Genomic DNA, 24,087 nt, shown 5'->3' on the forward strand with positions numbered 1-24,087 from the left:
CCCGTCCAGCCAGGGCTTTTCTCTGCCCTCTCCCGGAAAATCCCGTCCGCCGAGGTGCCCCCGGCGTCCCGAACGGCTGAAATGGGAAGAGGCAAGCACCCCAGCAAGCACCCAGCAAGCACCCCGGACAAGCACCCCAGACGATCGCCGGCGAGAGGCTCGCGCCATGACCAGAGCGACCAAGCTGCTGACCGCCCTCCCCCCGCCCCAGCGCCAGCGCCTGATGACACTCGCCCGAGAGGTCTCCTTTCCCGAGGACGCCCGGATCTTCGAGGCGGGGGGCACGGCCGACCGCTTCTGGATCATTCGCTCCGGCGCCGTTTCGCTCGTCCAGCAGGTGACGTCGCTGCGCCGGGTGACCGTGGCCGGCCTCGGCTCCGGCGACCTGCTGGGATGGTCGTGGCTGTTCCCGCCGTACCGGTGGGACTTCGGCGCGGAGGCGTTCAGCCCCGTGCGCGCCTACGAGTTCGAGGCGCAGCCGGTGCTCAAGCTGTGCGAGGAGGACCCGGCGCTCGGCATGACGCTGGTGCGCCTCGTGGCCGAGATCCTCGCGCACCGGCTGGAGATGACCCGCGGCAGGCTCATGGAGCAGTACGGGACACACCGGCGCGGAGTGCTGTAGCGGCACCCGCCGACGGAAGTCGTGGGGGCGCATGCCGAGGGAAGTCGTGGCGGCACGCCGACGGAAGCCCTGACGGCACATGCCGACGGGGTCCGCCCACCGTGACACGCGACGCACCCAGGGGCCGGGGGGCCAGGGGCCTGGGGGCCGGGGGGCCAGGGGCCTGGGGCCTGGGGCCTGGAAGCCGGATCAGATGCGGTAGCGGCGCAGTGCGGGCAGCGCGGCCGCCAGGCCCAGCATCGCCGCGACCACCAGCAGTCCGCCTCCCGTCACGGCCGCGCGGGGCCCGAAGGCGGCGCCCGCGGTGCCGTGCAGCACGTCGGCCAGGCGCGGGCCGCCCGCCACCACGACCGTGAACACGCCCTGCATGCGCCCGCGCATCTCGTCGGTGGCCGCCGACAGGAGGATCGCCCCGCGGAAGACCATGGAGACCATGTCGGCGACGCCGGCACAGGCCAGGAACAGCACGGCGAGCCACAGGCTGTCGCTCAGCCCGAAGCCGGCGATCGCCGCGCCCCATGCGACCACCGCGCCGATGACCATCAAGCCATGCCGGCGCGCACGGGAGAACGTGCCGGACAGCAGACCGCCCGCCACCGCTCCGACGGGGATCGCCGCGAACAGCAGGCCGAGGGCGAGCCCTTCGCCGTAGGGGGCGTAGGTCTCGGCGGCGAGCTGCGGGAACAGGGCGCGCGGCATGCCGAAGACCATGGCGACGACGTCGGCGAGGAAGGACAGCAGCAGCACCTTGTGCAGGGCTATGTAGCGGAATCCCTGCGCGATCTCCCGGATCCCCGCGCGCCGGACCGTCGCGGTCGCCGCCGGCGGAAGCGCGGGCAGGCGGACCACGGCCCAGAGGGTGACGCAGAGCGCGACGGCGTCGAGGAGGTACAGCTCCGGCAGTCCGACGACGGGGATCAGGGCGCCGGCGAGCAGCGGGCCGGCGACCAGCCCGGTCTGCATGACGGTGGAGCCGAGGGCGTTGGCGGCGGCCAGTTCGTCGGCGGGGACCAGCCGGGCGATGGAGGCGTTGCGAGCCGGCGCGTTCAGGCCGAAGAAGGCCTGCTGGGCGGCGAGCAGCACCATCAGCACGGCCACGGAGCCGAGTCCCGCCGCCGCCTGGAGCCAGAACAGCACCGACGTCACGGCGATGCCGCTGTTGGTGACCAGCAGCAGCTTGCGCCGGTCGACGGTGTCGGCGACCGCGCCGCCCCACAGCGCGAACAGCACCATCGGCGCCAGCCCGGCGAGGCTCGCGTAACCGACCCAGGCGGAGGAGCCGGTGATGTCGTAGATCTGCTTGGGCACGGCGACGGCGGTGAGCTGACTGCCCACCGCCGTGACGACGGTGGAGGACCACAGCCTCCGGTAGGCCGGCCGGCGCAACGGGCGCGTGTCCATCGCCCAGCGGCGCCAGCCGCGCCGGGGGCGGTCCCGCGGGCTCGGGTCGGCCTCCCCGGCCTCGGGCGCGGTGCTGCTCTCGCTCGTGTCCACGCGAATCCTGGTTGCTCGATACATCTTTCTTGTCGGGGGTCACTATCCCAGCACCTGCGAGGGTTCTGCCGAGCTTTGGACGGACGATCTCATTCCTCGGACACCGCTGTTCGCCCGATGCCCGCGGTGCACCCGCCTCGGCCGGCCTGTGCGGACCGTCCCGACCGGGTTGCGCGGAGCCGTCCCGACCGGGTTGCGCGAAGCCGTCCCGACCGGGTTGCGCGCGGATCAGGCGCCCGCGACGAGCGTCACTCCGAGGACGACCATCGTGGCGGCGACCAGGCCGTCCAGGACGCGCCAGGCCGAGGGCCGGGACAGGGAACGGCTGAGCAGCCGCGCCCCGAAGCCCAGTGCGGCGAACCAGCACACGCTGGCGAGCGCGGCCCCGAGGCCGAACGTCCAGCGCAGCGGGCCGCGGTCGGCGGCGACGGAACCGAGCAGGAAGACGGTGTCGAGGTAGACGTGCGGGTTGAGCCAGGTCATCGCCAGGCAGGTGAGAACGGCACGCCGCCGGGAACCCACCGGGTCGCCGCCGGCCACCAGCGCGCCCGAGGGCCGGAACACCCGCCGGGCCGCCAGTGCCCCGTAGCCGACGAGGAACAGGCCGCCGATCCAGGCGACCGCGGTCAGCGCGCCCGGCCAGGCCGTCACCAGCGCGCCCACTCCGCCCACCCCCAGCGCGATGAGCAGGGCGTCCGAGAGGGCGCAGATCCCGACGACGGCGAGGACGGCCTCCCTCCGGATCCCCTGACGCAGGACGAAGGCGTTCTGGGCGCCGATGGCGACGATGAGCGAGAGACCGGTGCCGAAACCGGCGGTCACGGCGGCGAGAGCTTGGGACATGCCGTCCACGCTAGGGAAGCGATCACTACGCGTACAGCTAAAGATTCTTACGTATCATTAGCGCCCGTGATGACGACGTGATGACGGACCTGCCCCTCGACCAGGTGCGGACGCTGCTCGCCGTGGTGGACGAGGGCACCTTCGACGCGGCCGCGGCCGCGCTGCACGTGACGCCGTCGGCGGTCAGCCAGCGGGTGAAGGCCCTGGAGCAGCGCACGGGCCGCGTGCTGCTGCTGCGCACCAAGCCGGTGCGGGCGACGGAGTCCGGGGAGATCGTCGTGCGGTTCGCCCGCCAGCTGGCCCGGCTGGAGCGCGACACGCGGACCGAGCTGGGCATGAGTGCGCAGGGCGAGCCCACCCGGGTGAGCGTCGCGGTCAACGCCGACTCCCTCGCCACCTGGTTCCTGCCCGCCCTGTCCCGGGTGCCGCTGGAGCCGCCGCTCTGTTTCGAACTGCACCGCGAGGACGAGACCCGTACGGCCGAGCTGCTGCGTGAGGGGCTGGTGATGGCCGCGGTGACCTCCTCGCCCGACGCGGTGACCGGCTGCTCCGTGCGCGCGCTGGGCACGATGCGCTATCTGGCCGCCGCCAGCCCGGAGTTCGCGGCCCGCCATCTCGGCGACGGCCCCCTGCGCGACACCCTCCTCCGGGCTCCCGTGCTGACGCTGGACCGCAGCGACGACCTCCAGGACGCCTTCGTGCGCGGTCTGCGGCGCGGGGCGGGCGGCGCGAGCACCCTGCGCCACGCCGTGCCGACCTCGGAGGGCTTCGTGACCTCGATCGTCGCGGGCCTGGGCTGGGGCATGGTCCCCGAGGCGCAGGCCGAAGCGCCGCTGCGGGCCGGCCGGCTGCTCTCCCTCGCCCCTCGACGTCCCCTGGAGGTCTCCCTGTACTGGCAGCAGTGGCGGCTCGACTCGCCCGCGCTGGCCGCGCTCGCGGACGCCGTGGCGGCGACGGCGGCCGAGGCCCTGCACCCTCCCCGCCGGGACGCGCCACAGCACTAGCCGACGACGGCAACGGCAACGGCGATGGCGCAGGAGTGGTCGGCCGCACCGAGGGGCTTCAGGGGCGGCGGCCCTCAGGGGGTCGCGGGCCGGTTCTCGCGCAGGGCGGCCAGCCGGGTCTGCGCACTGTCCAGCAGCATCTCCAGTGCCGTCGGGTACGCGCTCGTCACCATGCGGGCCGACAGCAGCGCGGCCGCCTCGGCGATCCGGGGGTGGGTCTCGGCGGGCAGCCGGGCGTAGGTCGAGCGCCACATGCCGTCGTCGGCGCGCTGCGCGGCCGGCGGCAGGGCCAGGGCCGCGGCGTCCAGGGCGGCGAAGGCCAGGGTCTGGTCGATGAAGGCGTGGTAGATCCGCACGGTCTCCGCCAGCGGGAAGCCGGCCGTACGCAGCACGTCCAGCACGGCCTCGTCGGCGGCGAGTTCGCTCGGCCGGCCGGTCACCCGGCTCGTGGTGAGCTGGGCGGCCTGCGGGTGGGCGACGTACGCGGCGTGGATGCGCAGGCCGACGGCGTGCAGGTCGGCCCGCCACTCCCCCGTCGGCCGCCAGCCGCGCAGCGCCTCGCCGATGAGTGCGTCGCCGATGGCCAGCGTGAGGTCGTCCATGCCCCGGAAGTAGCGGTAGAGCGTGCTGGGGTCGCAGTCGAGGGCGAGGCCCAGGCGGCGGGCGGTGAGTCCGGCGCTGCCGTGCTCGCGCAGCAGGCGCAGCGCGGCCTCGACGATCAGCCGCTCGGACAGCACCGTGCCGCTGCGGGTGGGCCGGCGTCTGCGCCGTTTCTCCTCGGGCACGACCTGCTTGGCCATACGTCCCACCCGCTTCCTCCGGCCCGTCGCCGTCCTGCCCACGGTCTCCGGGGTGCATCCTTATGCCAACGCCATTGACCTTACGTGAGCCCCGGGCGTTGTATCGGTGCCGGGCCCCGCTTCGCACACGTCCTTCTCAGGTTCGGCCGAGGGAGTTCTTCTCATGCGTGTCCTGCTCGTAGGCGCCGGCGGTGTGGGCACCGCCGTCACCCGCATCGCCGCCCGCCGTCCGTTCTTCGAGGCGATGGTCGTCGCCGACTACGACCCCGCCCGCGCCGCGGCCGCCGTCGCCGCCCTCGACGGCGACGAGCGGTTTCTCGCCGAGCGGATCGACGCCGCGGACCAGGCGGCCGTGGCCGCCCTGCTCGCCCGCCACCGCTGCGACGTCCTGCTGAACGCCACGGACCCGCGGTTCGTGATGCCGCTGTTCGGCGCGGCGCGCACGGCCGGCGCCACCTATGTCGACATGGCGATGTCGCTGTCCCGCCCGCACCCGGAGCGGCCGCACGAGGAGTGCGGCGTCAAGCTCGGCGACGCGCAGTTCGCCGAGGCCGACGACTGGGCCGCCGCCGGCGCCCTGGCGCTGGTCGGCATGGGCGTCGAGCCGGGCCTTTCGGACGTCTTCGCCCGGTACGCGGCCGACGAACTCTTCGACGGGATCGAGGAGATCGGCGTCCGCGACGGCGCGAACCTCACCGTCGAGGGCTACGACTTCGCCCCCTCCTTCAGCATCTGGACCACGATCGAGGAGTGCCTGAACCCGCCGGTCGTCTACGAGGCCGACCGCGGCTGGTTCACCACCGCGCCCTTCAGCGAGCCCGAGGTGTTCGACTTCCCCGAGGGCATCGGGCCGGTGGAGTGCGTCAACGTGGAGCACGAGGAGGTGCTGCTCGTGCCGCGCTGGGTGAAGGCGGACCGGGTCACCTTCAAGTACGGCCTGGGCGCGGAGTTCGTCGAGACGCTCAGGACGCTGCACCGCCTGGGACTGGACGGCACCGCGCCGGTGACGGTGCCGAGCGCGCGGGGACCGGTTCAGGTCTCGCCCCGTGACGTGGTGGCCGCCTGCCTGCCCGACCCGGCGACGCTGGGCGAGCGCATGCACGGCAAGACCTGTGCGGGCACCTGGGTGCGCGGCGTCAAGGACGGGGCGCCCCGCGAGGTGTACCTGTACCACGTGGTCGACAACCAGTGGTCGATGGCCGAGTACGGCAGCCAGGCCGTGGTGTGGCAGACGGCGGTCAACCCGGTGGTCGCCCTCGAACTGCTCGCGACGGGCGCCTGGTCCGGGACGGGCGTCCTCGGACCCGAGGCGTTCCCGGCCCGCCCCTTCCTCGACCTGCTGACGGAGTACGGCTCGCCGTGGGGGCTGCGGGAACAGTGAACGACTTTCCGGGCGCGCCCTGTTTCACCTCCGCCTCGCCGGTGACCCGATCAGGAGCAATCATCCGGAACATCACAGACGAGAGATCGCAGGTGACTTCGATGGACGACTGGCGACAGCACGCCGCGTGCCGCCGCGAGGACCCGGACCTCTTCTTCCCGATCGGAACCTCGGGCCCGGCGCTGATGCAGGAGGAACAGGCCAAGTCGGTCTGCCGGCGCTGCCCCGTGCAGGAGGCGTGCCTCGAGTGGGCCATGGAGACCGATCAGACGCTCGGGGTGTGGGGCGGCACGAGCGAGACGGAACGCCGCGCCCTCAAGCGGCGCATCAAGGCACGACGCAGTTCGTGACCGTGAACGCGGCCCGGACGGCCGGGCGTTGACGCCTCAGCCGTCGCCCGGCGGCGGCGCGGCCGGAAGCCGCAGCGTGAACACACTGCCCTCGCCCGGGGTGCTGGCCGCTTCGATCGCGCCTCCGTGGGCGTCCGTCAGCTGGCGGACGATCGACAGGCCCAGCCCGCTGCCGCCGGTGCGCCGGCTCCGCGACTTCTCCGCCCGCCAGAACCGCTCGAAGACGTGCGGCAGATCCTCGGGGGCGATGCCCGAGCCGGTGTCGGCGACCTCCAGCACGACCCGGTCGCCGTCCCGGCGGGCGGTCAGTGTGACCGAGCCGTCGGCCGGGGTGTGGCGCACGGCGTTGGCGACGAGGTTGCCGAGGACCTGCCGCAGCCGCACCGGGTCGGCGTTCAGCCAGACGGCGTCGTCGGTGCCGGTGCGCAGCGCGACCCCGGCGGTGTCGGCCGCCACCCGGTGGGCGGCGGCGACCTGGGCGAGCAGATCGTCGGCGGGCACCGGTTCACGGTGCAGCACCAGGGTGCCGGCGTCGGCTGCGGCGAGGTCGCGCAGGTCGTCGATGACCCGTTGCAGGACGAGCGCCTCCTCGTGCAGCGCGCCGAGCAGTTCGGCGTCGGGTTCGACGAGCCCGTCGCGGGTGACCTCCAGCCAGCCGCGGATGTTGGTGAGCGGACTGCGCAGTTCGTGGGCGACGTCGGCGACGAGCGCCTTGCGCTGCGCCTCCAGCCGTTCCCTGCGTTCGGCCAGGTCGTTGAAGGCCTCCGCGAGGATGCCGGTCTCGTCGCGCGTCGTGACGGGAACCCTTGCGTGCCGGTCCGGGGGCTGCTGCGCGGCCTCCGTCAGGGCGCGCAGCGGGCGGACGAGACGGGTGGCGACGAGGGCGCTCACCGCGACGGTGACGGCCAGCACCAGCCCTGCCACGCCGACGACCTTCGCCTTGTTGGCCGGCGACATGTCCCAGCGGGTCCGGGCGCCGGTGTCCCCGCCGCCCAAGAACAGTTCGGCGGCCGGAGCCACGTAGGGGTCGAGCTGTACGCGGCGGGCTTCCTCGAGGCAGGTCTGGGCCGCCCTCATCGCCTTGGCGTCGCGCGCCTTGGCGAGGACGGGCCCGGGAGTCGCGTCCCGGCCGAGGGCGCCGGGTGTGCCGGGTCCGAAGAACAGCGGCGACCCGGGATCGAGGCCCGCGCGGGTCAGGCAGCCGGCCGCATGCCTCTGGAGCGCGGTCATCGCCTTCTCCTCGGTGGGCATCGGGGCGTTGAGGCGGCCGTCCGCGCACTCGTCGGGCACATAGCCGGACGAGGTGGCGCCGTCGGCGTCCTCGATCACGGGTCGGCCGCTCGGGGTGCGGGTCACCGTCGTCTCGATGCCGTGGCGGGCGAAGCACTTCTGCCGGTCGCGGGCGCGGGCGTCGAGCTCGCTGCGTTCACCGGAGGTGAGCCGGTAGGGCCCCACGACCCGCGGATCGATGCCGCTGAGCTGGGCGCCGCGCTCGGTGTACGTGTCGGTGCGCAGCGGGTCGACGGCGGCGGCGGCGCGCGGCGGGAGCGACGTGCCCGGCGGCGCCGAGTCCGCGAGCGGGGTGCGGTCGGCCGTGGTGAGGGCGATGCGCCGGCCGGTCCTCGCGGACAGCTCGCCGACCGCCTGCTGGACGCCGGTCCACTCGGGGTGGGTGGCCGCGTAGCCGCTGAGCTGAGCCAGGATGTCCATGTCGTCGGCGAGCGCCTGGCCCTGTTCCTCCCGCAGCGCGCGGGTGGTGGTGGTCACGGCGAGCCAGGCCGTCGCGGCCACCGAGCACACGGCGATCAGGACGGAGGCGCTCAGCAGCCGCACCAGCAGACGCTTGCGCAGGGGTATCCGGGTGCGGTTCACGGCCGGCCGCCGCTCAGCTTGTAGCCGACGCCGAACACGGTGAGCAGCCGCACGGGCTTGCGCGGGTCGGCCTCGACCTTGCGGCGCAGGTTCATGATGTGCACGTCGACGGCCCGTTCGGTGGAGGAGCGGTCGAAGCCGCGGGTGCACTGGAGCAACTGCCTCCGGGAGAAGACCCGTTCGGGTTCCGCGACCATCGCCAGCAGGATCTGGAACTCGGCCGGTGTGCATTCCACGGGCTCGCCCTCGCAGCGCACCTCGTGCCGTTCCGGGTCGACGGCGAGCCCCGCGGCCCGCACGACGGCGCCGTCGGGCCGGTCGGCGCCGGCCCGGCCGCTGCGCCGCAGGACGGTGCGGATGCGGGCCATCAGCTCGCGCGGGCTGTACGGCTTGGTCATGTAGTCGTCGGCGCCGAGCTCGAGGCCGAGCAGGAGGTCGTCCTCGGCGGCTCGGGCGGTCAGCATCAGCACCGGGACGTCGTCGTCCTGCCGCAGCACCCGGCACACCCCGAACCCGTCGACGACCGGCAGCATGAGGTCGAGGACGACGAGGTCCGGGCGGTCCCGTCGCACCGCCTCCAGCGCGGCGGAGCCGTCGTGCACGACCGTGGCCGTGTGGCCCTCGGCGAGCAGCGAGCGGCGGATGAGCTCGGCCTGCATCGCGTCGTCCTCGGCCACCAGTACATGAGCGCACACGCGATTACTCCGTTTTCTCAGTGGGCCAGAGAGGCATGGTCGCCCATGACGGCCACGGGGTGCAGAGCGGGGTCGAGGGCGCGCAGCAGTTCCTTCATGTGGCGCTCTGCGACGCTCACGCAGCCGTGGGTGGGGCCGCCGTGGTCGACGTGGAGCCAGATCCCGCCGCCGCGGCCAGCCCCGAGCGGGCGGGTCCAGTCGAGGGGGGAGACGCCGGGCGTGCGGTTGTAGTTCACCGCGATCACGTAGTCGAACGACCCTTCCAGCGACTCGCCCTGGAATCCGGTGCCCGGTGAGCGGAAGCCCCTGCCGTGGTCGTAGGGAAGTCTCGTGCCGGGGTCGGGCAGCAGGCCGCCGGCGTCGGTGAGGCCGTAGACGCCGATGGGCGAGCGCAGGTCGCCGCCCATGTGGTGGTCGCTCCAGCCGCGCAGGGCGTTGTGCGCGGGCCAGCGCTCGCCGGCCTGCCAGCCGGCCTCGGTGCGCCGGTAGAGGACGACGGTGGAGAGCGGGGAGTTCTTCCCGGCGCCCGTCACCACGACCGCCTGCCGTGCGTCGCCCGGAACCTGGGACCAGGTCTTCGGGCCCAGGCCCGGTATGCGCTGCGGCACGGTCCGGGCGGCCGCGGCGGGTGCGGGGGCGCTCGGCGCGGGGCTCACCGCGGCCGGGGTGCGGTCGGCCCCGGCTCCGTCGAGGGCCGCGGTGCCGCCGCATCCGGTGAGCAGCAGGGACGCGGCGAGCAGCGCGGCACGGGGTCGGGGCCGGAGCGGGTTGGCGATCATGGGTCGACTCTCGCCGACAGGTGTGTGGAACTCGTCAGGTTGCGGGCGCTGTTCGCCGACTACGGCGTTGCGGGCTTGCCCCGGCCGTACAGCCAGGTGCGGAAGAGGCCGCCGAGGTCCTTGCCGGAGGTCCGTTCCGCGAGGCGTTCGAACTGGGCGGTGGTGCCGTTGCCGTTGCGGTGCGCGGCCGCCCAGGCGCGCAGGATGCGGAAGAAGGCGCGGTCCCCGACCGTGGTGCGCAGGACGTGCAGGGTCATGGCGCCGCGCGCGTAGACGGGGGTGCCGAAGATGTTCGCGCCGCTGCCGGGGTCGCCGGGCGGGAACGCCCACAGCTCGTCGGTCGCCGGGAGGGCGTACAGGTCGTCGAAGCTCTTCTGGGCGCTGTCGCCGCCGTGCTGCTCGGCGTAGAGCCACTCGGCGTAGGTGGCGAAGCCCTCGTTGAGCCAGATGTCCTTCCAGGAGGTGAGGGAGACGGAGTCGCCGAACCACTGGTGGGCGCTCTCGTGGACGAGGGTGCTCAGGGAGGGCGCCCGGTCGTACACCGGCCGGGTCTGGGTCTCCAGGGCGTAGCCGACGTTCGGGGCGTGGTCGACGATGGCCCCGGCGGCACGGAAGGGATAGGGCCCGAACAGCCGGCTCTCCCAGTCGAGCACGGACGGCAGTTTCTTCACCACCGGTGCCGCGGCCGCGGCCTCGCGCGGGTCGACGGCGTTGTACACCTGAAGGCCGTCGCGGGTGGTGTACTGCTCGACCTTGAACTTCCCGACGGTCGCGGTGGCGAGGTAGGCGGCCATCGGTTCCTTCTGCCGCCAGCGGTAGGTCGTCGTGCCGTGCGCGGTGCGCCGGCCGACGAGGACGCCGTTGGCGACTGCCGCGCGGTCGGCGGGGACGGTGATGGCGAAGTCGTAGGAGGACTTGTCGAGGGGGTGGTTGTTCGCCGGGAACCAGGTCATGGCGCCCTGTGGTTCGCCGGCGACGAAGGCGCCGTCGTCGGTGGGGATCCAGCCGTCCAGGGACCCGTCGGGGTCGGTGACCGGGCCGGGGGTGCCGGTGTAGGTGACGGTGATCTGGAAGCGCTCGCCCTTGCGCAGGGCGCGCTTCGGGGTGACCACGAGTTCCTGGCCCTGCCGGCGGTGCGCCGCCCTGACGTGATCGACCGTCAGGCCGGTGACCTTCAGCCCCTGGAAGTCGAGGTCGAAGCGGGTCAGGCGCTGGGTGGCGCGGGCGGTGAGGACCGCCTTGCCGTCGAGGTGGCGGCTGCCGGGGTCGTAACGGAGGCTCAGGTCGTAGTGGGTCACGTGGTAGCCGCCGTTGCCGGCGAGCGGGAAGTAGGGGTCGCCGACGCCGGCCGTGCCCGTCGGGCCGGCCGCCGCGGCGGGGCCGGCCGCCGCGAGCAGCGCGGCCACGGCGACGGGGACGGTGGCGGCGACGGCTTCGCGGCGCAGCAGGGCGGTGGTGCGTCTGCGGGGCTGTGTCACGTGCGCTCCTGGGGGGGCCTGTGGTCAAACGTCCTCAGACTAGGACCGGACGCCGCGGTCTTCCCCCTCATTCAGGTCAAGCCGAGCGGTGTCCTCGGACGTCCCGGGCCTAGGATCGACACGATCCGCCTACCCGAGGACGGCCGCCATGAAGGTCCGCGTACGTCGCGTGTACGACCCGCCCGAGCCGCAGGACGGTGTGCGGGTGCTGGTCGACCGGCTGTGGCCGCGCGGGGTGTCCAAGGAGGCGGCTCGCGTCGACGAGTGGCCCAAGGGCCTCACGCCGTCCACGGAACTGCGCCGCTGGTACCACGCGGGCGAGGGCTCGCACGAGGAGTTCGCCCGCCGCTACGAGGCGGAGCTCACCGAACCAGAGGCGGCCGAACTCCTCGATCATGTACGTGAGTTGATGAAGAAGGGCCCGGTGACGCTGCTCACCTCCGCGAAGTCCCCGGAGCAGAGCCACACGGCGGTGCTGGTCCGCCTGTTGACGGCGGACCAGCCCTGACGTCAGCCGGTCTGCTTCGCCGCGGCCCGGCCGGCGGCCCGCCCCGAGAACAGGCAGCCGCCGAGGAAGGTGCCTTCGAGGGCGTTGTAGCCGTGGACGCCGCCGCCCCCGAAGCCGGCCACCTCGCCCGCCGCGTACAGACCCTCGACGGGCTGCCCGTCGGCGCCCAGGGCGCGTGAGTCGAGGTCGGTCTGGATGCCGCCGAGCGTCTTGCGGGTGAGGACGTGCAGCTTGACGGCGATCAGCGGGCCGGCCTCGGGGTCGAGGACGCGGTGCGGGGTGGCGACGCGGCCGAGGCGGTCGCCGATGTAGCGGCGGGCGTTGCGGATGCCCTGGATCTGGGCGTCCTTGCTGTACGGGTTGGCCATCTGCAGGTCGCGGGCCTCGATCTGCCGGCGCAGGCCGTCCACGTCGAGCAGCGGCTTGTCGGTCAACGCGTTCATCTTGTCGACGAGCTCCTCGAGGGTGTCGGCGATCACGAAGTCCGCGCCGTGGTCGAGGAACGCCTGCACCGGCGCCGGGGCTCCCTTGCCGAGCAGCCGGTCGCGCAGCACGGCCCGGCGGTCCTTGGCGGTGATGTCGGGGTTCTGCTCGGAGCCCGACAGCGCGAACTCCTTCTCGACGATCCTGCGGGTGAGGACGAACCAGGAGTGGTCGTGGCCGGCGATGTCCTCGGTCGTGCGCAGGTACCTGAGCGTGCCGAGGGTGTCGTAGCCGGGCAGGCACGGGTCGGGCAGCCGACGGCCGAGGGCGTCGAACCACAGGGAGGAAGGGCCGGGCAGGATGCGGATGCCGTGGCCGGGCCAGATGGAGTCCCAGTTCTGGATGCCCTCGGTGTAGTGCCACATGCGGTCGCGGTTGACCAGCCGGACGCCGGCCTCGGCGCTGATGTCGAGCATCCGGCCGTCGACGTAGGCGGGCACACCGGTCACCATCTCGGCGGGGGGCGTGCCGAGCCGCTCGGGCCAGTGGCGCCGCACGATGTCGTGGTCGGCGCCGATGCCGCCGCTCGTGACGACGACGGCCCTGGCGGTCAGCTCGAAGTCGCCGATCGGGTCGCGGTTGGAGGCGACGCCGCGCGCGGAGTCGTCGGGGGCCAGGACCGTGCCGCGCACGCCGCGGGCGGCGCCGTCCTCCATGACCAGCTCGTCCACGCGGTGGCGGTGGTGGAAGGTCAGCAGTCCGTCCCGGGCGGCCTGCTTGGCGTACCGGACGAACGGATCGACGACGCCGGTGCCCGTCCCCCACGCGACGTGGAAACGGGGCACGGAGTTGCCGTGCCCGTCGGCGCGCAGATCACCGCGTTCGGCCCAGCCGACGGTCGGCACGAAGGAGATGCCGTGCCCGGCGAGCCAGCCGCGCTTCTCCCCCGCCGCCCACTCCACGTAGGCCCGCGCCCAGCGCACCGCCCAGGAGTCCTCGTCCTCGGTCCGGTCGAACTGCGCGCTGCCCTGCCAGTCGTTCCAGGCGAGGTCGAAGGAGTCCTTGATGCCGAGGCGGCGCTGCTCCGGGGAGTCGACGAGGAAGAGCCCGCCGAAGGACCAGAACGCCTGGCCGCCCAGGTTGGCGGCGTTCTCCTGGTCGACCAGGGCGACCCGCCGGCCTCTGCTGGTGAGTTCGTGCGCCGCGACCAGGCCGGCGAGGCCCGCTCCGACGACGATGACGTCCGCGTCCATGGCGACCGTTGCCCTTCTGTCCGAGTCTTGTGCGAGGTGGTGTGCGTGGGGGTCAGGCGTGGTGTCCGCTGCCGTCGGTCAGCAGCGCGGTGAGCAGCTGCCTGAGCCAGGCGCGGGCGCTGTTCACGTCCTTGTCCAGCAGCAGTTGGGTGGTGACGCCGTCGTAGGCGGCGACCACCGCGCGGGCGGCGCAGTCGACGTCGCCGAGCACGGCGGGCAGCGGGGTGTGGCCGCGGGCCCGGGACAGCCGGTCGGCGATCGCGCGGCGCAGTCGGGCCCGGTGTGCGAGCAGGGTCTGCGCGACGGCCGGGTCGCGGGCGGCGTGCACCAGGAAGTCCGTCTTGACCAGCAGCCAGTCCAGGTCGAGGAGGAGCACCTCGGTGACGCGGTCCACGGACGCCGGCACGTCGAGGTCGGGCCCGTCGCCGGCGAGGGCGTCGGCGACCTGCCGGGCGATGACCTCCGCACGCTCCTGGTAGAGGGCGAAGAACAGTTCGTCCAGGCTGCCGAAGTTGGAGTAGAAGGCGCCCCTGCTGTAGCCGGCCGCGTCGCAGACCTCCTCGATGGAGACCCGGCCGAAGCCCTTGGCGGCGAACACGGCGAAGGCGGCGTCGAGCAGGTTGGCGCGGGTGCGGACACGGCGCCGGGTGACGCGTCCCGTCGTCTGCTGCGCCGCCATGACCGCACCTCCGTTCGATACATGAATGTATCCGATACATCGACGTATCGAAAGGGGTCGTGGGACCGGGCGAGCCAGGGCTAACTGGGCGAGCCGGGTCTGGTTGTCACGGACTCGATCGTTGAGCTCGGTGTATGCCGACGGCCTGCAGGTTCCGTCCGCTCCGTCGAACCCGGCGACCTTCACGGTTCCTACGGCACCCGGCCTGAGCTGCTCGGTCAAGAAGTGCATGCGAGGGTCGGCCGGCACGGACATGGAGGTGAGCCCAGGGCGTCTCCGACGGCTCTTGGGCGGTGAACATCGACGCCGCCTCCGGCCGGGCCCACCAGCACGCCGCCAGCGTCCGGGCGCCGGCCGCCGACCAGAAACGACCTAGTCCGCGGCAGCCGTCGGGTCCCACAGTCCGGCGGCCGTACCGCGGGCGACGTGCTCGGCGTAGACGCCGACCTTCCGGGCGATGATGGAGCGGCACTCCTCAAGGGCGCGGATCTGGCCCTCGACGCGGCGTTGGTGGGCGTCGAGGAGCCGCAGCCGCTCCGGCTCGTTGCCCGGACCCTGCCGGACCAGTTCTGCGAACCGCTTCAGTTCGGCGAGGGGCATCCCGGACTCCCGCAGCCGGACGCAGATCCCCAACCAGTCGACGTCGGTGGGGCTGTAGCGGCGGCGACCGCCCGCGGTGCGGTGGACCGGGCCGACCAGCAGGCCCTCGCGCTCGTAGAAGCGCAGGGCGTGGACGCTCAGGCCGGTGCGGTCGGCGACCTCGCCGATGCCGAGCGATTCGGTGAAGGACTCGGTCGTCGCCATGCGGACACCCTAGGGCTTGATCTAGACCCTTCTCTAGCTCGTAGCGTCCTCGACATGAGCACTGAGACCGCCACCGCGCAGCATCCGATCAACTCCCCTTTCTCCGCGGCCTCCACCGCTGAGGAGGTCATGGCCGGGGTCGACCTCTCCGGCAGGACCGCCGTCGTCACCGGCGGCTACTCCGGCCTCGGCCTGGAGACCGCGCGGGCCCTGGCGGCCGCCGGGGCCCGGGTCATCGTCCCGGCGCGCCGACCCGAGTCCGCCCGGGCGGCGCTCGCCGGACTCCCCGGCGCCCCCTGCGAAATCGTCCCCCTGGACCTCACAGACCTCGGCAGCGTCCGCTCCGCCGCCGCGCGCATCCGGGAGGTCGCCGACCGGCTCGACTTCTTCATGGCCGTCGCCGGGGTGATGGCCACCCCGGAGCGGCGCGTCGGGCCCGGTTGGGAGTACCAGCTGACCGCCAATCACTTTGGGCACTTCGCCTTGGTGTGCGAGCTGTACCCGCTCCTGCGTGACGCGCACGGCGCCCGCGTCGTCGTCTACAGCTCCGGCGGTCACGGGATCACCGACTTCCGCTGGCACGACCCGCACTTCCGCACCGGCTACGACCGCTGGCAAGCGTACGGCCAGGCCAAGACCGCCAACGTCCTGTTCGCCGTCCACCTCGACGCCCTCGGCCGCGGCGACGGCGTCCGGGCATTCGCCCTCCACCCGGGAAGCATCATCACCGAACTCCAGCGGGAACTGACGCGCCGTGAACAGGTCGACCTGGGCTGGGTGGACGAGCAGGGAGCTGTGATCGGCGAGGGCTTCAAGACCCCGTCGCAGGGCGCCGCCACCGGTCTGTGGGCGGCGACCTCCCCGCTCCTCGCCGGCCGCGGCGGGCTCTACCTGGAGGACTGCGAGGTGGCGCGGGTCACCGACGAGGACGGGCCGATGGACGACGGCTGGGTCCGGGGGTACGCCGTCGACCCGGCTTCGGCCGCACGGCTCTGGCAGCTGTCCGTCGCGGCGACCGGGGCCGGGCCGATCGGCGAGAGCGCTTCTCATGGCTCTTGACCGCCCGGTGGATCACGGGATTCACCGGGCAGGTGTCCAGCAGGGTGCGACGACGCGAACCGACCGATGCGCAGCGGGCAACGCGTCCCCTCAGAGCCCGGCAGAGCACCCTCCTCGGCCAGTGACAGATACCTCGCCCAAGTGCCAACTGTCCCGCCCGGTCACAGTCGCCGATCGACCCCGCCCTCCTCCCCGGGCGCACCGCCACGAACATATTTTCGATTAAGGCGTAGGCTGGAACCATGACCGCGCACCACCTCCAGGGCTCCCTCTTCGACCAGACCGACGAACTGCGCCTCGGTCCCCTCGACAGGCTGCGCCGCACCGTGCTCGGCGCGGGCGCCTGGATCGACGTGCTGCCGGGCTGGCTCACCGGCTCGGACGCCCTGTTCGAACACCTGGCGGCCGAGGTCCCGTGGCGCGCCGAGCAGCGCCGGATGTACGACAACGTCGTCGCCGTCCCGCGCCTGCTGGCGTTCTACGCGGAGCACGACGCGCTGCCCCATCCGGTGCTGGAGGAGGCCCGCCGGGCGCTGTCCGCGCACTACGCCGCGGAACTGGGCGAGCCGTTCGTCACCGCCGGGCTGTGCCACTACCGCGACGGCCGGGACAGCGTCGCCTGGCACGGCGACCGGATCGGCCGCGGCGCCGACCGGGACACGATGGTCGCCATCCTCTCCGTGGGCTCCCCACGCGACCTGCTGCTGCGCCCCGCGGGCGGGGGCGAGGCGGTGCGGCGGCCCCTCGGGCACGGCGACCTGATCGTGATGGGCGGCTCCTGCCAGCGGACCTGGGAGCACTGCATCCCCAAGTCCGGCCGCGCCGCGGGGCCGCGCATCAGCGTCCAGTTCCGTCCCCGCGGAGTGCGATGACGCCGGGCGCGCGAACGGGGCGGCCACCACGGGCGAGGCCGCCGCCCGCGGGTGCGCACGACTCGGAACCCCACCGTCCGCATGCCTGCGGTGATCTGCTTTGCTGTCCCCCGTCGAGCACCAACCTCCAGGACCCGGGGACGGCCATGCGGGCAGACGTACGGCAAGTGGCGGACGGCACCTACCTGGTGCACGGCTCGCACACCAACTGGGTGATCCTCTCCGAGGGGGACGCCTTCACCCTGATCGACACCGGCTACCCGGGCGACCGCGAGCGGGTCCTCGACTCCCTGGCGGCGGTGGGCGGTTCCCCCGAGGCGCTCTCGGCCGTGCTGATCACCCACGCCCACAACGACCACCTGGGCTCCGCCGAGCACCTGCGCTCGGTGCACGGAGTCCCGGTCTATCTGCACGAGGCGGAAGTCCCGCACGCCCGCCGGGAGTTCCTCCAGCAGGTGAGCGTCGGGGCGATCCTGCGGAACGCCTGGCGGCCCGGCGTCGTGCCGTGGCTGGCGCACGTGGTGCGCTCGGGCGGCGCCGAACAGCATCCGGTCACCGCACCCGAGGCGTTCCCCGTCGCCGACGGCCCGCTCGACCTGCCCGGCCGCCCGGTCCCCGTGCACACCCCGGGTCACACCGACGGCCACACGGTGTACCACCTGCCGCAGGCGGGGATCGTCGTCTCCGGGGACGCACTGGTCAGCGGTCACGCGACGTCACGGGTGAAGGGGCCGCAGCTCCTGCCGGACATGTTCCACCACGAGCGGGCCCGAGCGGTCGCGTCGCTGGACGTGATCGGCGCTCTGGAGGCAGACCGGCTGCTGCCCGGCCACGGCCCGCTGCACCAGGGGTCCGTGCGGGCGGCGGCCGAGCTGGCCCGCGAACGCGCCGTCTAAGGTCAGGCCATGGCTTTGCAGATCAGCGCCACCAACCCGGAGCACCCGGCACTCCTGCTGGAGCTGCCGTGGCACCTGCCCCTGGAGGAGTGGCCCGAAGAGCTCCTCGTCCCGCTGCCGCGTGGCATCTCCCGCCACGTGGTGCGCTACGCCCGGGCCGGCGACGAGGTCATCGCCGTCAAGGAGCTCGCCGAACGGCCCGCGCTGCGCGAGTACGAGCTGCTGCGCGACCTGGACCGGCTCGGCATCCCCTCCGTCGACCCGCTGGCCGTAGTCACCGGCCGCACCGACCCGGGCGGTGACCCGCTGGAGCCGGTGCTGATCACCCGCCATCTGGGCGGTTCGCTGCCGTACCGCTCCATGTTCGAGACGACGATGCGCCCGGCGACCATGCACCGGCTGATGGACGCCCTCGCCGTGCTGCTGGTGCGGCTGCACCTGGCGGGTTTCGCATGGGGCGACTGCTCGCTGTCCAACACGCTGTTCCGGCGGGACGCCGGCGCCTACGCCGCCTACCTCGTGGACGCCGAGACCGGCGACCTGCACCCGCAGCTCAGCCCCGGCCAGCGCGACTACGACCTCGACCTCGCCCGGGTCAACATCAGCGGCGAGCTGCTCGACCTGGAGGCCTCGGGGGCGCTGCACCCGTCCGTGGACCCGATCGAGTTCGGCACCGAGATCTGCCGCCGCTACGGGGCGCTGTGGGACGAGCTGACCCGCACCTCGGTGTATCCGGCGGGCAAGTACCACTACATCGAGCGCCGTATCCGCCGGCTCAACGAGCTCGGCTTCGACGTCGCCGAGATGCAGATCGAGCACTCCTCCAACGGTGACTCGGTCGCCTTCGTGCCGAAGGTCGTGGACGCCGGCCACCACCAGCGCCAGCTGCTGCGCCTGACCGGCCTGGACACCGAGGAGAACCAGGCCCGGCGGCTGCTCAGCGACCTCGAGAGCTGGATGGCCACCCAGGACGACTACGCCCCGGGCGACCCCCTCGCGGCCCGCCCGGAGGTGCTGGCGCACCGCTGGGTGCGGGACGTGTTCCGGCCCACCGTGCGCGAGGTGCCCCTCGAACTGCGCGGCTCCATGGACCCGGCGGAGATCTATCACGAGCTCCTGGAGCACCGCTGGTACCTCTCGGAGCGCGCGCAGCACGACATCGGGCTCGACACGGTGGTCGCCGACTACATCAGGAACATCCTGCCCAAGGCACGCGAGACGCTGGAGCCGACGCTCCCGGAGTGAGTCAGCCCTGCGGCACGACGGCGACCGGGCAGTCCGCGTGATGCAGGACGCCGTGCGCCACCGAGCCGATCCGGGCGCCCACCGCCGTGCGGTGGGCGCGTCGGCCGACCACCATCAGCTGCGCCCGGCCGGACACCGAGAGCAGCACCTGCCCGGCGCTGCCCATCTCCACGTGCTCCACCACGGGCACGTCCGGGAACCGCTCCCGCCACGGCTGCAGCGCCTCGGCGAGCGCCTTCTTCTCGTAGGGCTCCAGGCCGCCGGCCTCGTCGAGGAGCTTGAGCGAGCCGGGGCTGTAGGCGAACACGGGCGGCAGCGTCCAGGCCCGCACGGCCCGCACGGTCGCGCCCCGGGCCGCGGCCGTCTCGAAGGCGAAGCGCAGCGCGGGGGCGCTGTCCTCGGGGTCGCCCTGCTGACCGACGACGATCTCCTGGCCGCCCGCCTCCGCCGTGGCCCGGTCGCCCGCCCGCACCAGCACCACCGGGCGCGCCGCCTCGGCGATCACCTGCTGGCCCACCGAACCCAGCAGGAACCCGACGACCGGGCCGTGCCCGCGGGAGCCGAGGACCAGCAGCTCCGCCTCCGCCGCCGCGGCGACCAGCGTCTCGACCGGTCCGCCCTCACACACGTCGGTGGCGACGGCCAGTCCTGGGTGGCGCTCGGCGATCTCGGCGACGGTCCGCTCGGCCGCGTCGCGCACCCAGCGTTCCTGTGCGTCCCGGTCGGCCACGTCCTGTGCCGCGTTCGGCTGGAACCGCCAGGCGTGCACCACCCGCAGCTCCAGGTCGCGCCGGACGGCCTCGCGGGCCGCCCAGGCGAGCGCCGCCACGCTCTCGTCCGTCCCGTCGACCCCTGCCGTGATCGGGCCCGTCATCCCGCCGCCTCCTCGTGTCGCGATCACATCCGTCGGGCTCCAGTCTTCCCTAAGCTGCGGACATGACCTTGGAGTGGGAGCAAGTGATCGTCGACGCGGCCGACCCGGTGGCGCTCGGGCGCTGGTGGGCGGCGGCTCTCGGATGGGTCGTGGTCGACGAGTCGCCCGACGAGTACGAAATCCGACCGGAGCGGGACCGGCTGCCGGGCCTGCTGTTCGGCCGGACGCCCGATGCGAAGACCGTCAAGAACCGGCTCCACCTGGACTTCCGGCCGGACGACCGGGACGCCGAGGTCGCCCGTCTGCTCGCGCTGGGCGCCCGGCACGTGGACATCGGCCAGGGTGAGCAGCCGTGGGTGGTGCTGGCCGACCCGGAGGGCAACGAGTTCTGCGTGCTGGGAGCGCGGCGGACGCCTTGACCGTGCGCGCCCGGCGCTGTGCCGGCAGTGCACGGCCCGCCGACAACTCCGAGCGTTCCCCGTCGATCGAACATACGATGGGCACAGCCGGCGCGGGATTCGCCGTGCCGCGACGACCGACGACCCTTTCGGGGTGGGAGACGCATGGCACAGGCCGCCGATTCGGCGCGGACCGTCATCCTGACCGTGGACGACGACCCGGGGGTATCCCGTGCCGTCGCCCGTGACCTGAGGCGCCGCTACGGCGCCTCGTACCGGATCGTACGGGCCGAGTCCGGGGAGTCCGCGCTGGAGGCGCTGCGCGAGCTGAAACTGCGCGGCGACCTCGTGGCGGTGATCCTGGCCGACTACCGGATGCCGCAGATGAACGGCATCGAGTTCCTCGAACAGGCGCTGGACGTGTATCCGGGCGCCCGGCGGGTGCTGCTGACCGCCTACGCGGACACGAGCGCGGCGATCGACGCGATCAACGTCGTCGACCTCGACCACTATCTGCTCAAGCCGTGGGACCCGCCGGAGGAGAAGCTCTACCCCGTCCTCGACGACCTGCTGGACGCCTGGCGCGCCAGCGACTACCGGCCCGTGCCCGCGACGAAGGTCGTCGGGCACCGCTGGTCGGCCCGGTCCTCGCAGGTGCGGGAGTTCCTGGCCCGCAACCAGGTGCCCTACCGCTGGTACTCCGCCGACGAGCCCGAGGGGCAGCGGCTGCTGGCCGCGGCCGGCGTGGACGGGCAGCGGCTGCCGCTGGTGGTCACCGCGGAGGGCGCCCCCCTGGTCGAGCCGGACGCGCCCGAGCTGGCCGCCCAGGTGGGTCTGGCGACCACGCCGACGGCCGAGTTCTACGACCTCGTGGTGATCGGCGGCGGCCCGGCCGGACTGGGCGCGGCCGTGTACGGGGCCTCCGAGGGGCTGCGGACGGTGCTCGTGGAGCGGTCGGCGACCGGCGGGCAGGCCGGGCAGAGCTCGCGCATCGAGAACTACCTGGGCTTCCCGGACGGGGTCTCCGGAGGCCAGCTCACCGAGCGGGCGCGCCGCCAGGCCGCGAAGTTCGGCGCGGAGATCCTCACCGCGCGCGAGGTGACCGGGCTCGAGGTCAACGGGTCCGCGCGGGTGGTGCGCTTCTCGGACGGCTCGGCGGTGGCCGCGCACAGCGTGATCCTCGCGACGGGCGTGTCCTACCGGCAGCTGGCCGCGCCGGGCTGCGACGACCTGACCGGCTGCGGGGTGTTCTACGGGTCCGCGCTCACCGAGGCGGCCTCCTGCCAGGGACACGACGTGTACATCGTGGGCGGCGCCAACTCGGCCGGTCAGGCGGCGATGTACCTGTCGCGGGGCGCCAAGTCCGTGACGCTGCTGGTGCGCGGGGAGTCCCTGACGGCGTCGATGTCGCACTACCTGATCCAGCAGATCGAGGAGGCGCCCAACATCTCGGTGCGCGCCCGGACGGTCGTCGAGAGCGCGCACGGGGAAGGTCGGCTGGAGCAGCTGACACTGCGGGACGTGACCACCGGGCAGAGCGAACTCGTCGACGCGCAGTGGCTGTTCGTGTTCATCGGCGCGGCCCCGCTGACCGGCTGGCTGGACGGCACGGTGCTGCGCGACGAGCGCGGGTTCATCCTCGCCGGCCCCGACCTCACGCCGGACGGGCGGCCGCCGGCGGACTGGGAGCTGGACCGGCCGCCGTACCACCTGGAGACCAACATCCCCGGCGTGTTCGTGGCGGGCGACGCGCGCGCCGAGTCCGCGAAACGGGTCGCGTCCGCCGTCGGAGAGGGAGCCATGGCCGTGATGCTCGTCCACCGTTACCTGGAGCAGTCGTGAACGGGCGGCTGATGCCGTGCAGCCCGGCCGAGATCAGTTCGCTGTTCCTGTTCGAGAAGCTCTCCCCCGACCAGCTCGGACGGCTGTGCGGCGAGGGGCGGGTGGAGAAGTTCGAGCCCGGCCCGGTGTACACCGAGGGTGATCCGGCGACCTGCTTCTACGTGATGCTCGAGGGCACGGTCGTGATGTACCGCCGGGTCGGCGGGGACGACATCGAGGTCAGCCGCACCTCCCAGCGCGGGGTGTACGCCGGGGCCATGCAGGCCTACCTGGGCGACCGGGTGCCGCAGGTCTACCAGAACTCGATGCGGGTGACGGAGCCGACCAGGTTCTTCGTGCTGCCCGCCGAGTCGTTCTCTGCGGTCATGCAGGAGTGGTTCCCGATGGCGGCGCACCTGCTGGAGGGGCTGTTCTTCGGCTCGAAGAACACCCAGCGGGCCATCGGCCAGCGCGAACGGCTGCTGGCGCTGGGCTCGCTGTCGGCGGGTCTCACGCACGAGCTGAACAACCCGGCGGCGGCGGCCGTGCGGGCCACCGCCACGCTGCGGGAACGGGTGGCGAAGATGCGGCACAAGCTGGCCGTGATCGCCTCCGGCGGGTACGAGCCGGCGGCGCTGACCCGGCTGATCGAGATCCAGGAGCGCACGGCCGAACTGGTCGCCAAGGCGCCGAGCCTGAGTCCGCTGGAGGCCTCCGACCGGGAGGACGCGCTCACCGACTGGCTCGACGACCACGGCCTGCCCGAGGGCTGGCGGATCGCGCCGACCTTCGTGCAGGCCGGACTCGACGTGGACTGGCTGGAGCAGGTGGCGGCCGCCGTCGACGACGATGTCCTTCCCAGCGCGATCGGGTGGCTGAACTACACCGTCGAGACCGAGCTGTTGATGGACGAGATCGACGACTCGACCAACCGCATCTCCCATCTCGTCGACGCCGCCAAGCAGTACTCCCAGCTGGACCGCGCTCCCTACCGGGTCGCCGACGTCCACGAACTCCTCGACAGCACCCTGCTGATGCTCGGCGGCAAGATCGGCCGGCGCATCCAGGTCGTCAAGGACTACGACCGGACGCTGCCGAAGATCCCCGCCTACCCGGCGGAGCTCAACCAGGTGTGGACCAACCTCGTCGACAACGCCGTGTTCGCCGTCGACAGCGCCGGCGGCGAGGGCACGCTGACCGTGCGGACCGCGCGGGAGGGCGACCGGCTCCTGGTGGAGTTCCGCGACACCGGCCCCGGCATCCCGGCGGACATCCGGGGCCGGATCTTCGACCCGTTCTTCACCACCAAGCCGGTCGGCGAGGGCACCGGTCTGGGCCTGGACATCTCCTGGCGGATCGTCGTCAACAAGCACCACGGCAGCCTGCACGTCGAGTCCGCGCCGGGCGACACCCGCTTCCAGGTCCTGCTGCCGCTGACCGCCCCCGATCCGGGCGTCGACGGCGGCCCAGGACCCGACACCCCTGAGACCCCCGAGACCCCCGAGACCCCTGAGACCCGCGAGGAGCCCGTATGACCGACGTGGACGGCATCGACACGAGCGTCCCGCCCAGCGGCGACGGCTGCGTCGACTGCGACGCCGCGGGCGGCTGGTGGTTCCACCTGCGGCGCTGCGCGAGCTGCGGGCACGTCGGCTGCTGCGACTCCTCCCCCGCCCAGCACGCCACCGCCCACTACAAGGCCACCGGACATCCCCTGGTCCGCAGCTTCGAGCCGGGCGAGGAGTGGTTCTGGGACTACTCCTCGGACGAGCTCTACGAGTCGGGGCCGGAACTGGCCCCGCCGGTAAGCCACCCCGCCGACCAGCCGTCGCCGGGGCCGGCCGGGCGGGTCCCGCAGGACTGGGCGCGATCGCTGCACCGCTGACGCCCCCGGGTCCTCGCTCCCGGTCGCTCTCAGTCGCTCCCGGCCTCCGTCC

The 24,087-nt window shown here is 73.1% G+C and carries 24 protein-coding genes; 13 read left to right on the forward strand and 11 right to left on the reverse strand.

Features of this window, described 5'->3' with window-relative positions; genetic code table 11:
* Positions 1–166: 166 nt before the first annotated feature.
* Positions 167–622 (forward strand): cyclic nucleotide-binding domain-containing protein, encoded by a 456-nt coding sequence (locus ACH4ZA_RS22965; RefSeq protein WP_398431277.1) that lies wholly within the window; start codon positions 167–169, stop codon positions 620–622.
* 189 nt (positions 623–811) lie between these two features.
* On the opposite strand, the gene ACH4ZA_RS22970 is transcribed toward ACH4ZA_RS22965, so the two are convergent.
* Both ACH4ZA_RS22970 and ACH4ZA_RS22975 read right to left on the reverse strand, forming a co-directional pair.
* Complete coding sequence (locus ACH4ZA_RS22970) at positions 812–2,116, reverse strand: MFS transporter (RefSeq protein ID WP_398431279.1); 1,305 nt, start codon at positions 2,114–2,116, stop codon at positions 812–814.
* Between the two features lie 228 nt (positions 2,117–2,344).
* Positions 2,345–2,959 (reverse strand): LysE/ArgO family amino acid transporter, encoded by a 615-nt coding sequence (locus ACH4ZA_RS22975; RefSeq protein WP_398431280.1) that lies wholly within the window; start codon positions 2,957–2,959, stop codon positions 2,345–2,347.
* A gap of 80 nt (positions 2,960–3,039) precedes the next feature.
* Between ACH4ZA_RS22975 and ACH4ZA_RS22980 the strand changes: the two genes are divergently transcribed.
* Positions 3,040–3,963: a LysR family transcriptional regulator ArgP gene (locus tag ACH4ZA_RS22980; RefSeq protein ID WP_398431282.1), complete on the forward strand. Its 924-nt coding sequence runs from the start codon at positions 3,040–3,042 to the stop codon at positions 3,961–3,963.
* A gap of 74 nt (positions 3,964–4,037) precedes the next feature.
* Here ACH4ZA_RS22980 and ACH4ZA_RS22985 read toward each other — a convergent pair whose 3' ends face one another.
* Positions 4,038–4,763, reverse strand: a complete 726-nt coding sequence (locus ACH4ZA_RS22985; protein ID WP_398431283.1) for a TetR/AcrR family transcriptional regulator — start codon at positions 4,761–4,763, stop codon at positions 4,038–4,040.
* Between the two features lie 163 nt (positions 4,764–4,926).
* On the opposite strand from ACH4ZA_RS22985, the gene ACH4ZA_RS22990 reads away from it, so the two are divergent.
* Together ACH4ZA_RS22990 and ACH4ZA_RS22995 are read left to right on the forward strand one after the other, a co-directional pair.
* Complete coding sequence (locus ACH4ZA_RS22990; protein ID WP_398431284.1) at positions 4,927–6,144, forward strand: saccharopine dehydrogenase C-terminal domain-containing protein; 1,218 nt, start codon at positions 4,927–4,929, stop codon at positions 6,142–6,144.
* A gap of 101 nt (positions 6,145–6,245) precedes the next feature.
* Entirely contained in the window at positions 6,246–6,494 is a 249-nt protein-coding gene (locus tag ACH4ZA_RS22995) for a WhiB family transcriptional regulator (protein ID WP_398431285.1), read from the forward strand.
* A 36-nt stretch (positions 6,495–6,530) separates the two neighbouring features.
* Here ACH4ZA_RS22995 and ACH4ZA_RS23000 read toward each other — a convergent pair whose 3' ends face one another.
* From ACH4ZA_RS23000 to ACH4ZA_RS23015, 4 genes are read right to left on the reverse strand one after another with little or no spacing between them, the layout of a single operon-like run.
* On the reverse strand, positions 6,531–8,366 hold the full coding sequence (locus tag ACH4ZA_RS23000) for a sensor histidine kinase (RefSeq protein ID WP_398431287.1): 1,836 nt from the start codon (positions 8,364–8,366) through the stop codon (positions 6,531–6,533).
* Positions 8,363–9,061, reverse strand: a complete 699-nt coding sequence (locus tag ACH4ZA_RS23005; protein ID WP_398431288.1) for a response regulator — start codon at positions 9,059–9,061, stop codon at positions 8,363–8,365. The genes ACH4ZA_RS23000 and ACH4ZA_RS23005 overlap by 4 nt, the downstream gene beginning before the upstream one ends.
* A gap of 17 nt (positions 9,062–9,078) precedes the next feature.
* Complete coding sequence (locus ACH4ZA_RS23010) at positions 9,079–9,840, reverse strand: L,D-transpeptidase family protein (protein ID WP_398431290.1); 762 nt, start codon at positions 9,838–9,840, stop codon at positions 9,079–9,081.
* Positions 9,841–9,899: 59 nt separating this feature from the next.
* Positions 9,900–11,318, reverse strand: coding sequence for a M1 family metallopeptidase (locus tag ACH4ZA_RS23015; RefSeq protein WP_398431291.1), 1,419 nt, complete (start codon positions 11,316–11,318; stop codon positions 9,900–9,902).
* Between the two features lie 148 nt (positions 11,319–11,466).
* Here ACH4ZA_RS23015 and ACH4ZA_RS23020 point away from each other — a divergent pair, with 148 nt between their 5' ends.
* Positions 11,467–11,826, forward strand: a complete 360-nt coding sequence (locus tag ACH4ZA_RS23020; protein WP_398431292.1) for a DUF488 domain-containing protein — start codon at positions 11,467–11,469, stop codon at positions 11,824–11,826.
* A gap of 2 nt (positions 11,827–11,828) precedes the next feature.
* Here the strand turns inward: ACH4ZA_RS23020 and ACH4ZA_RS23025 are convergent, their stop codons facing one another.
* The 3 genes from ACH4ZA_RS23025 to ACH4ZA_RS23035 all read right to left on the reverse strand — a co-directional run bounded on the left by ACH4ZA_RS23025 (position 11,829) and on the right by ACH4ZA_RS23035 (position 14,985).
* On the reverse strand, positions 11,829–13,502 hold the full coding sequence (locus ACH4ZA_RS23025) for an FAD-binding dehydrogenase (protein WP_398431293.1): 1,674 nt from the start codon (positions 13,500–13,502) through the stop codon (positions 11,829–11,831).
* Between the two features lie 52 nt (positions 13,503–13,554).
* On the reverse strand, positions 13,555–14,181 hold the full coding sequence (locus ACH4ZA_RS23030) for a TetR/AcrR family transcriptional regulator (RefSeq protein WP_398431295.1): 627 nt from the start codon (positions 14,179–14,181) through the stop codon (positions 13,555–13,557).
* Positions 14,182–14,553: 372 nt separating this feature from the next.
* Positions 14,554–14,985 (reverse strand): MerR family transcriptional regulator, encoded by a 432-nt coding sequence (locus tag ACH4ZA_RS23035; RefSeq protein ID WP_398431297.1) that lies wholly within the window; start codon positions 14,983–14,985, stop codon positions 14,554–14,556.
* A 54-nt stretch (positions 14,986–15,039) separates the two neighbouring features.
* On the opposite strand from ACH4ZA_RS23035, the gene ACH4ZA_RS23040 reads away from it, so the two are divergent.
* From ACH4ZA_RS23040 to ACH4ZA_RS23055, 4 genes are all read left to right on the forward strand, one after another.
* Positions 15,040–16,044: an SDR family NAD(P)-dependent oxidoreductase gene (locus ACH4ZA_RS23040; RefSeq protein ID WP_398431298.1), complete on the forward strand. Its 1,005-nt coding sequence runs from the start codon at positions 15,040–15,042 to the stop codon at positions 16,042–16,044.
* 242 nt (positions 16,045–16,286) lie between these two features.
* A complete protein-coding gene (locus ACH4ZA_RS23045) occupies positions 16,287–16,916 on the forward strand; it encodes an alpha-ketoglutarate-dependent dioxygenase AlkB (protein WP_398431300.1) in 630 nt (209 codons plus the stop codon).
* 146 nt (positions 16,917–17,062) lie between these two features.
* Positions 17,063–17,812: an MBL fold metallo-hydrolase gene (locus ACH4ZA_RS23050; protein ID WP_398431302.1), complete on the forward strand. Its 750-nt coding sequence runs from the start codon at positions 17,063–17,065 to the stop codon at positions 17,810–17,812.
* A 9-nt stretch (positions 17,813–17,821) separates the two neighbouring features.
* On the forward strand, positions 17,822–19,057 hold the full coding sequence (locus ACH4ZA_RS23055; protein ID WP_398431303.1) for a DUF4032 domain-containing protein: 1,236 nt from the start codon (positions 17,822–17,824) through the stop codon (positions 19,055–19,057).
* 1 nt (position 19,058) lies between these two features.
* Here ACH4ZA_RS23055 and ACH4ZA_RS23060 read toward each other — a convergent pair whose 3' ends face one another.
* Positions 19,059–19,931 carry a universal stress protein gene (locus tag ACH4ZA_RS23060; RefSeq protein WP_398431305.1) on the reverse strand — a complete coding sequence of 291 codons (873 nt, stop codon included), beginning with the start codon at positions 19,929–19,931 and terminating at the stop codon, positions 19,059–19,061.
* Between the two features lie 62 nt (positions 19,932–19,993).
* Between ACH4ZA_RS23060 and ACH4ZA_RS23065 the strand changes: the two genes are divergently transcribed.
* The 4 genes from ACH4ZA_RS23065 (at position 19,994) to ACH4ZA_RS23080 (ending at position 24,035) form a co-directional block, all read left to right on the forward strand.
* On the forward strand, positions 19,994–20,350 hold the full coding sequence (locus tag ACH4ZA_RS23065; RefSeq protein ID WP_398431306.1) for a VOC family protein: 357 nt from the start codon (positions 19,994–19,996) through the stop codon (positions 20,348–20,350).
* A 144-nt stretch (positions 20,351–20,494) separates the two neighbouring features.
* Positions 20,495–22,171, forward strand: coding sequence for an FAD-dependent oxidoreductase (locus ACH4ZA_RS23070; protein WP_398431308.1), 1,677 nt, complete (start codon positions 20,495–20,497; stop codon positions 22,169–22,171).
* 11 nt (positions 22,172–22,182) lie between these two features.
* The gene (locus ACH4ZA_RS23075) at positions 22,183–23,685 is read left to right on the forward strand and encodes an ATP-binding protein (RefSeq protein ID WP_398431443.1); all 1,503 of its coding nucleotides are present in this window, start codon (positions 22,183–22,185) and stop codon (positions 23,683–23,685) included.
* Entirely contained in the window at positions 23,682–24,035 is a 354-nt protein-coding gene (locus tag ACH4ZA_RS23080; RefSeq protein ID WP_398431310.1) for a UBP-type zinc finger domain-containing protein, read from the forward strand. The genes ACH4ZA_RS23075 and ACH4ZA_RS23080 overlap by 4 nt, the downstream gene beginning before the upstream one ends.
* The last annotated feature ends 52 nt before the right edge of the window (positions 24,036–24,087 follow it).

The organism is Streptomyces sp. NPDC020597 (genome assembly GCF_044335095.1).
Classification (GTDB): Bacteria; Actinomycetota; Actinomycetes; order Streptomycetales; family Streptomycetaceae; genus Streptomyces.

Excerpts from the sequence above, each read along its gene's own strand:
- ACH4ZA_RS22965 (WP_398431277.1), top strand. The coding sequence starts at position 167 with ATGACCAGAGCGACCAAGCTGCTGACCGCCCTCCCCCCGCCCCAGCGC.
- ACH4ZA_RS22975 (WP_398431280.1), bottom strand. The coding sequence starts at position 2,959 with ATGTCCCAAGCTCTCGCCGCCGTGACCGCCGGTTTCGGCACCGGTCTC.
- ACH4ZA_RS22980 (WP_398431282.1), top strand. The coding sequence starts at position 3,040 with ATGACGGACCTGCCCCTCGACCAGGTGCGGACGCTGCTCGCCGTGGTG.
- ACH4ZA_RS22985 (WP_398431283.1), bottom strand. The coding sequence starts at position 4,763 with ATGGCCAAGCAGGTCGTGCCCGAGGAGAAACGGCGCAGACGCCGGCCC.
- ACH4ZA_RS22990 (WP_398431284.1), top strand. The coding sequence starts at position 4,927 with ATGCGTGTCCTGCTCGTAGGCGCCGGCGGTGTGGGCACCGCCGTCACC.
- ACH4ZA_RS22995 (WP_398431285.1), top strand. The coding sequence starts at position 6,246 with ATGGACGACTGGCGACAGCACGCCGCGTGCCGCCGCGAGGACCCGGAC.
- ACH4ZA_RS23010 (WP_398431290.1), bottom strand. The coding sequence starts at position 9,840 with ATGATCGCCAACCCGCTCCGGCCCCGACCCCGTGCCGCGCTGCTCGCC.
- ACH4ZA_RS23020 (WP_398431292.1), top strand. The coding sequence starts at position 11,467 with ATGAAGGTCCGCGTACGTCGCGTGTACGACCCGCCCGAGCCGCAGGAC.
- ACH4ZA_RS23025 (WP_398431293.1), bottom strand. The coding sequence starts at position 13,502 with ATGGACGCGGACGTCATCGTCGTCGGAGCGGGCCTCGCCGGCCTGGTC.
- ACH4ZA_RS23030 (WP_398431295.1), bottom strand. The coding sequence starts at position 14,181 with ATGGCGGCGCAGCAGACGACGGGACGCGTCACCCGGCGCCGTGTCCGC.
- ACH4ZA_RS23035 (WP_398431297.1), bottom strand. The coding sequence starts at position 14,985 with ATGGCGACGACCGAGTCCTTCACCGAATCGCTCGGCATCGGCGAGGTC.
- ACH4ZA_RS23040 (WP_398431298.1), top strand. The coding sequence starts at position 15,040 with ATGAGCACTGAGACCGCCACCGCGCAGCATCCGATCAACTCCCCTTTC.
- ACH4ZA_RS23045 (WP_398431300.1), top strand. The coding sequence starts at position 16,287 with ATGACCGCGCACCACCTCCAGGGCTCCCTCTTCGACCAGACCGACGAA.
- ACH4ZA_RS23050 (WP_398431302.1), top strand. The coding sequence starts at position 17,063 with ATGCGGGCAGACGTACGGCAAGTGGCGGACGGCACCTACCTGGTGCAC.
- ACH4ZA_RS23055 (WP_398431303.1), top strand. The coding sequence starts at position 17,822 with ATGGCTTTGCAGATCAGCGCCACCAACCCGGAGCACCCGGCACTCCTG.
- ACH4ZA_RS23060 (WP_398431305.1), bottom strand. The coding sequence starts at position 19,931 with ATGACGGGCCCGATCACGGCAGGGGTCGACGGGACGGACGAGAGCGTG.
- ACH4ZA_RS23065 (WP_398431306.1), top strand. The coding sequence starts at position 19,994 with ATGACCTTGGAGTGGGAGCAAGTGATCGTCGACGCGGCCGACCCGGTG.
- ACH4ZA_RS23070 (WP_398431308.1), top strand. The coding sequence starts at position 20,495 with ATGGCACAGGCCGCCGATTCGGCGCGGACCGTCATCCTGACCGTGGAC.
- ACH4ZA_RS23075 (WP_398431443.1), top strand. The coding sequence starts at position 22,183 with ATGCCGTGCAGCCCGGCCGAGATCAGTTCGCTGTTCCTGTTCGAGAAG.
- ACH4ZA_RS23080 (WP_398431310.1), top strand. The coding sequence starts at position 23,682 with ATGACCGACGTGGACGGCATCGACACGAGCGTCCCGCCCAGCGGCGAC.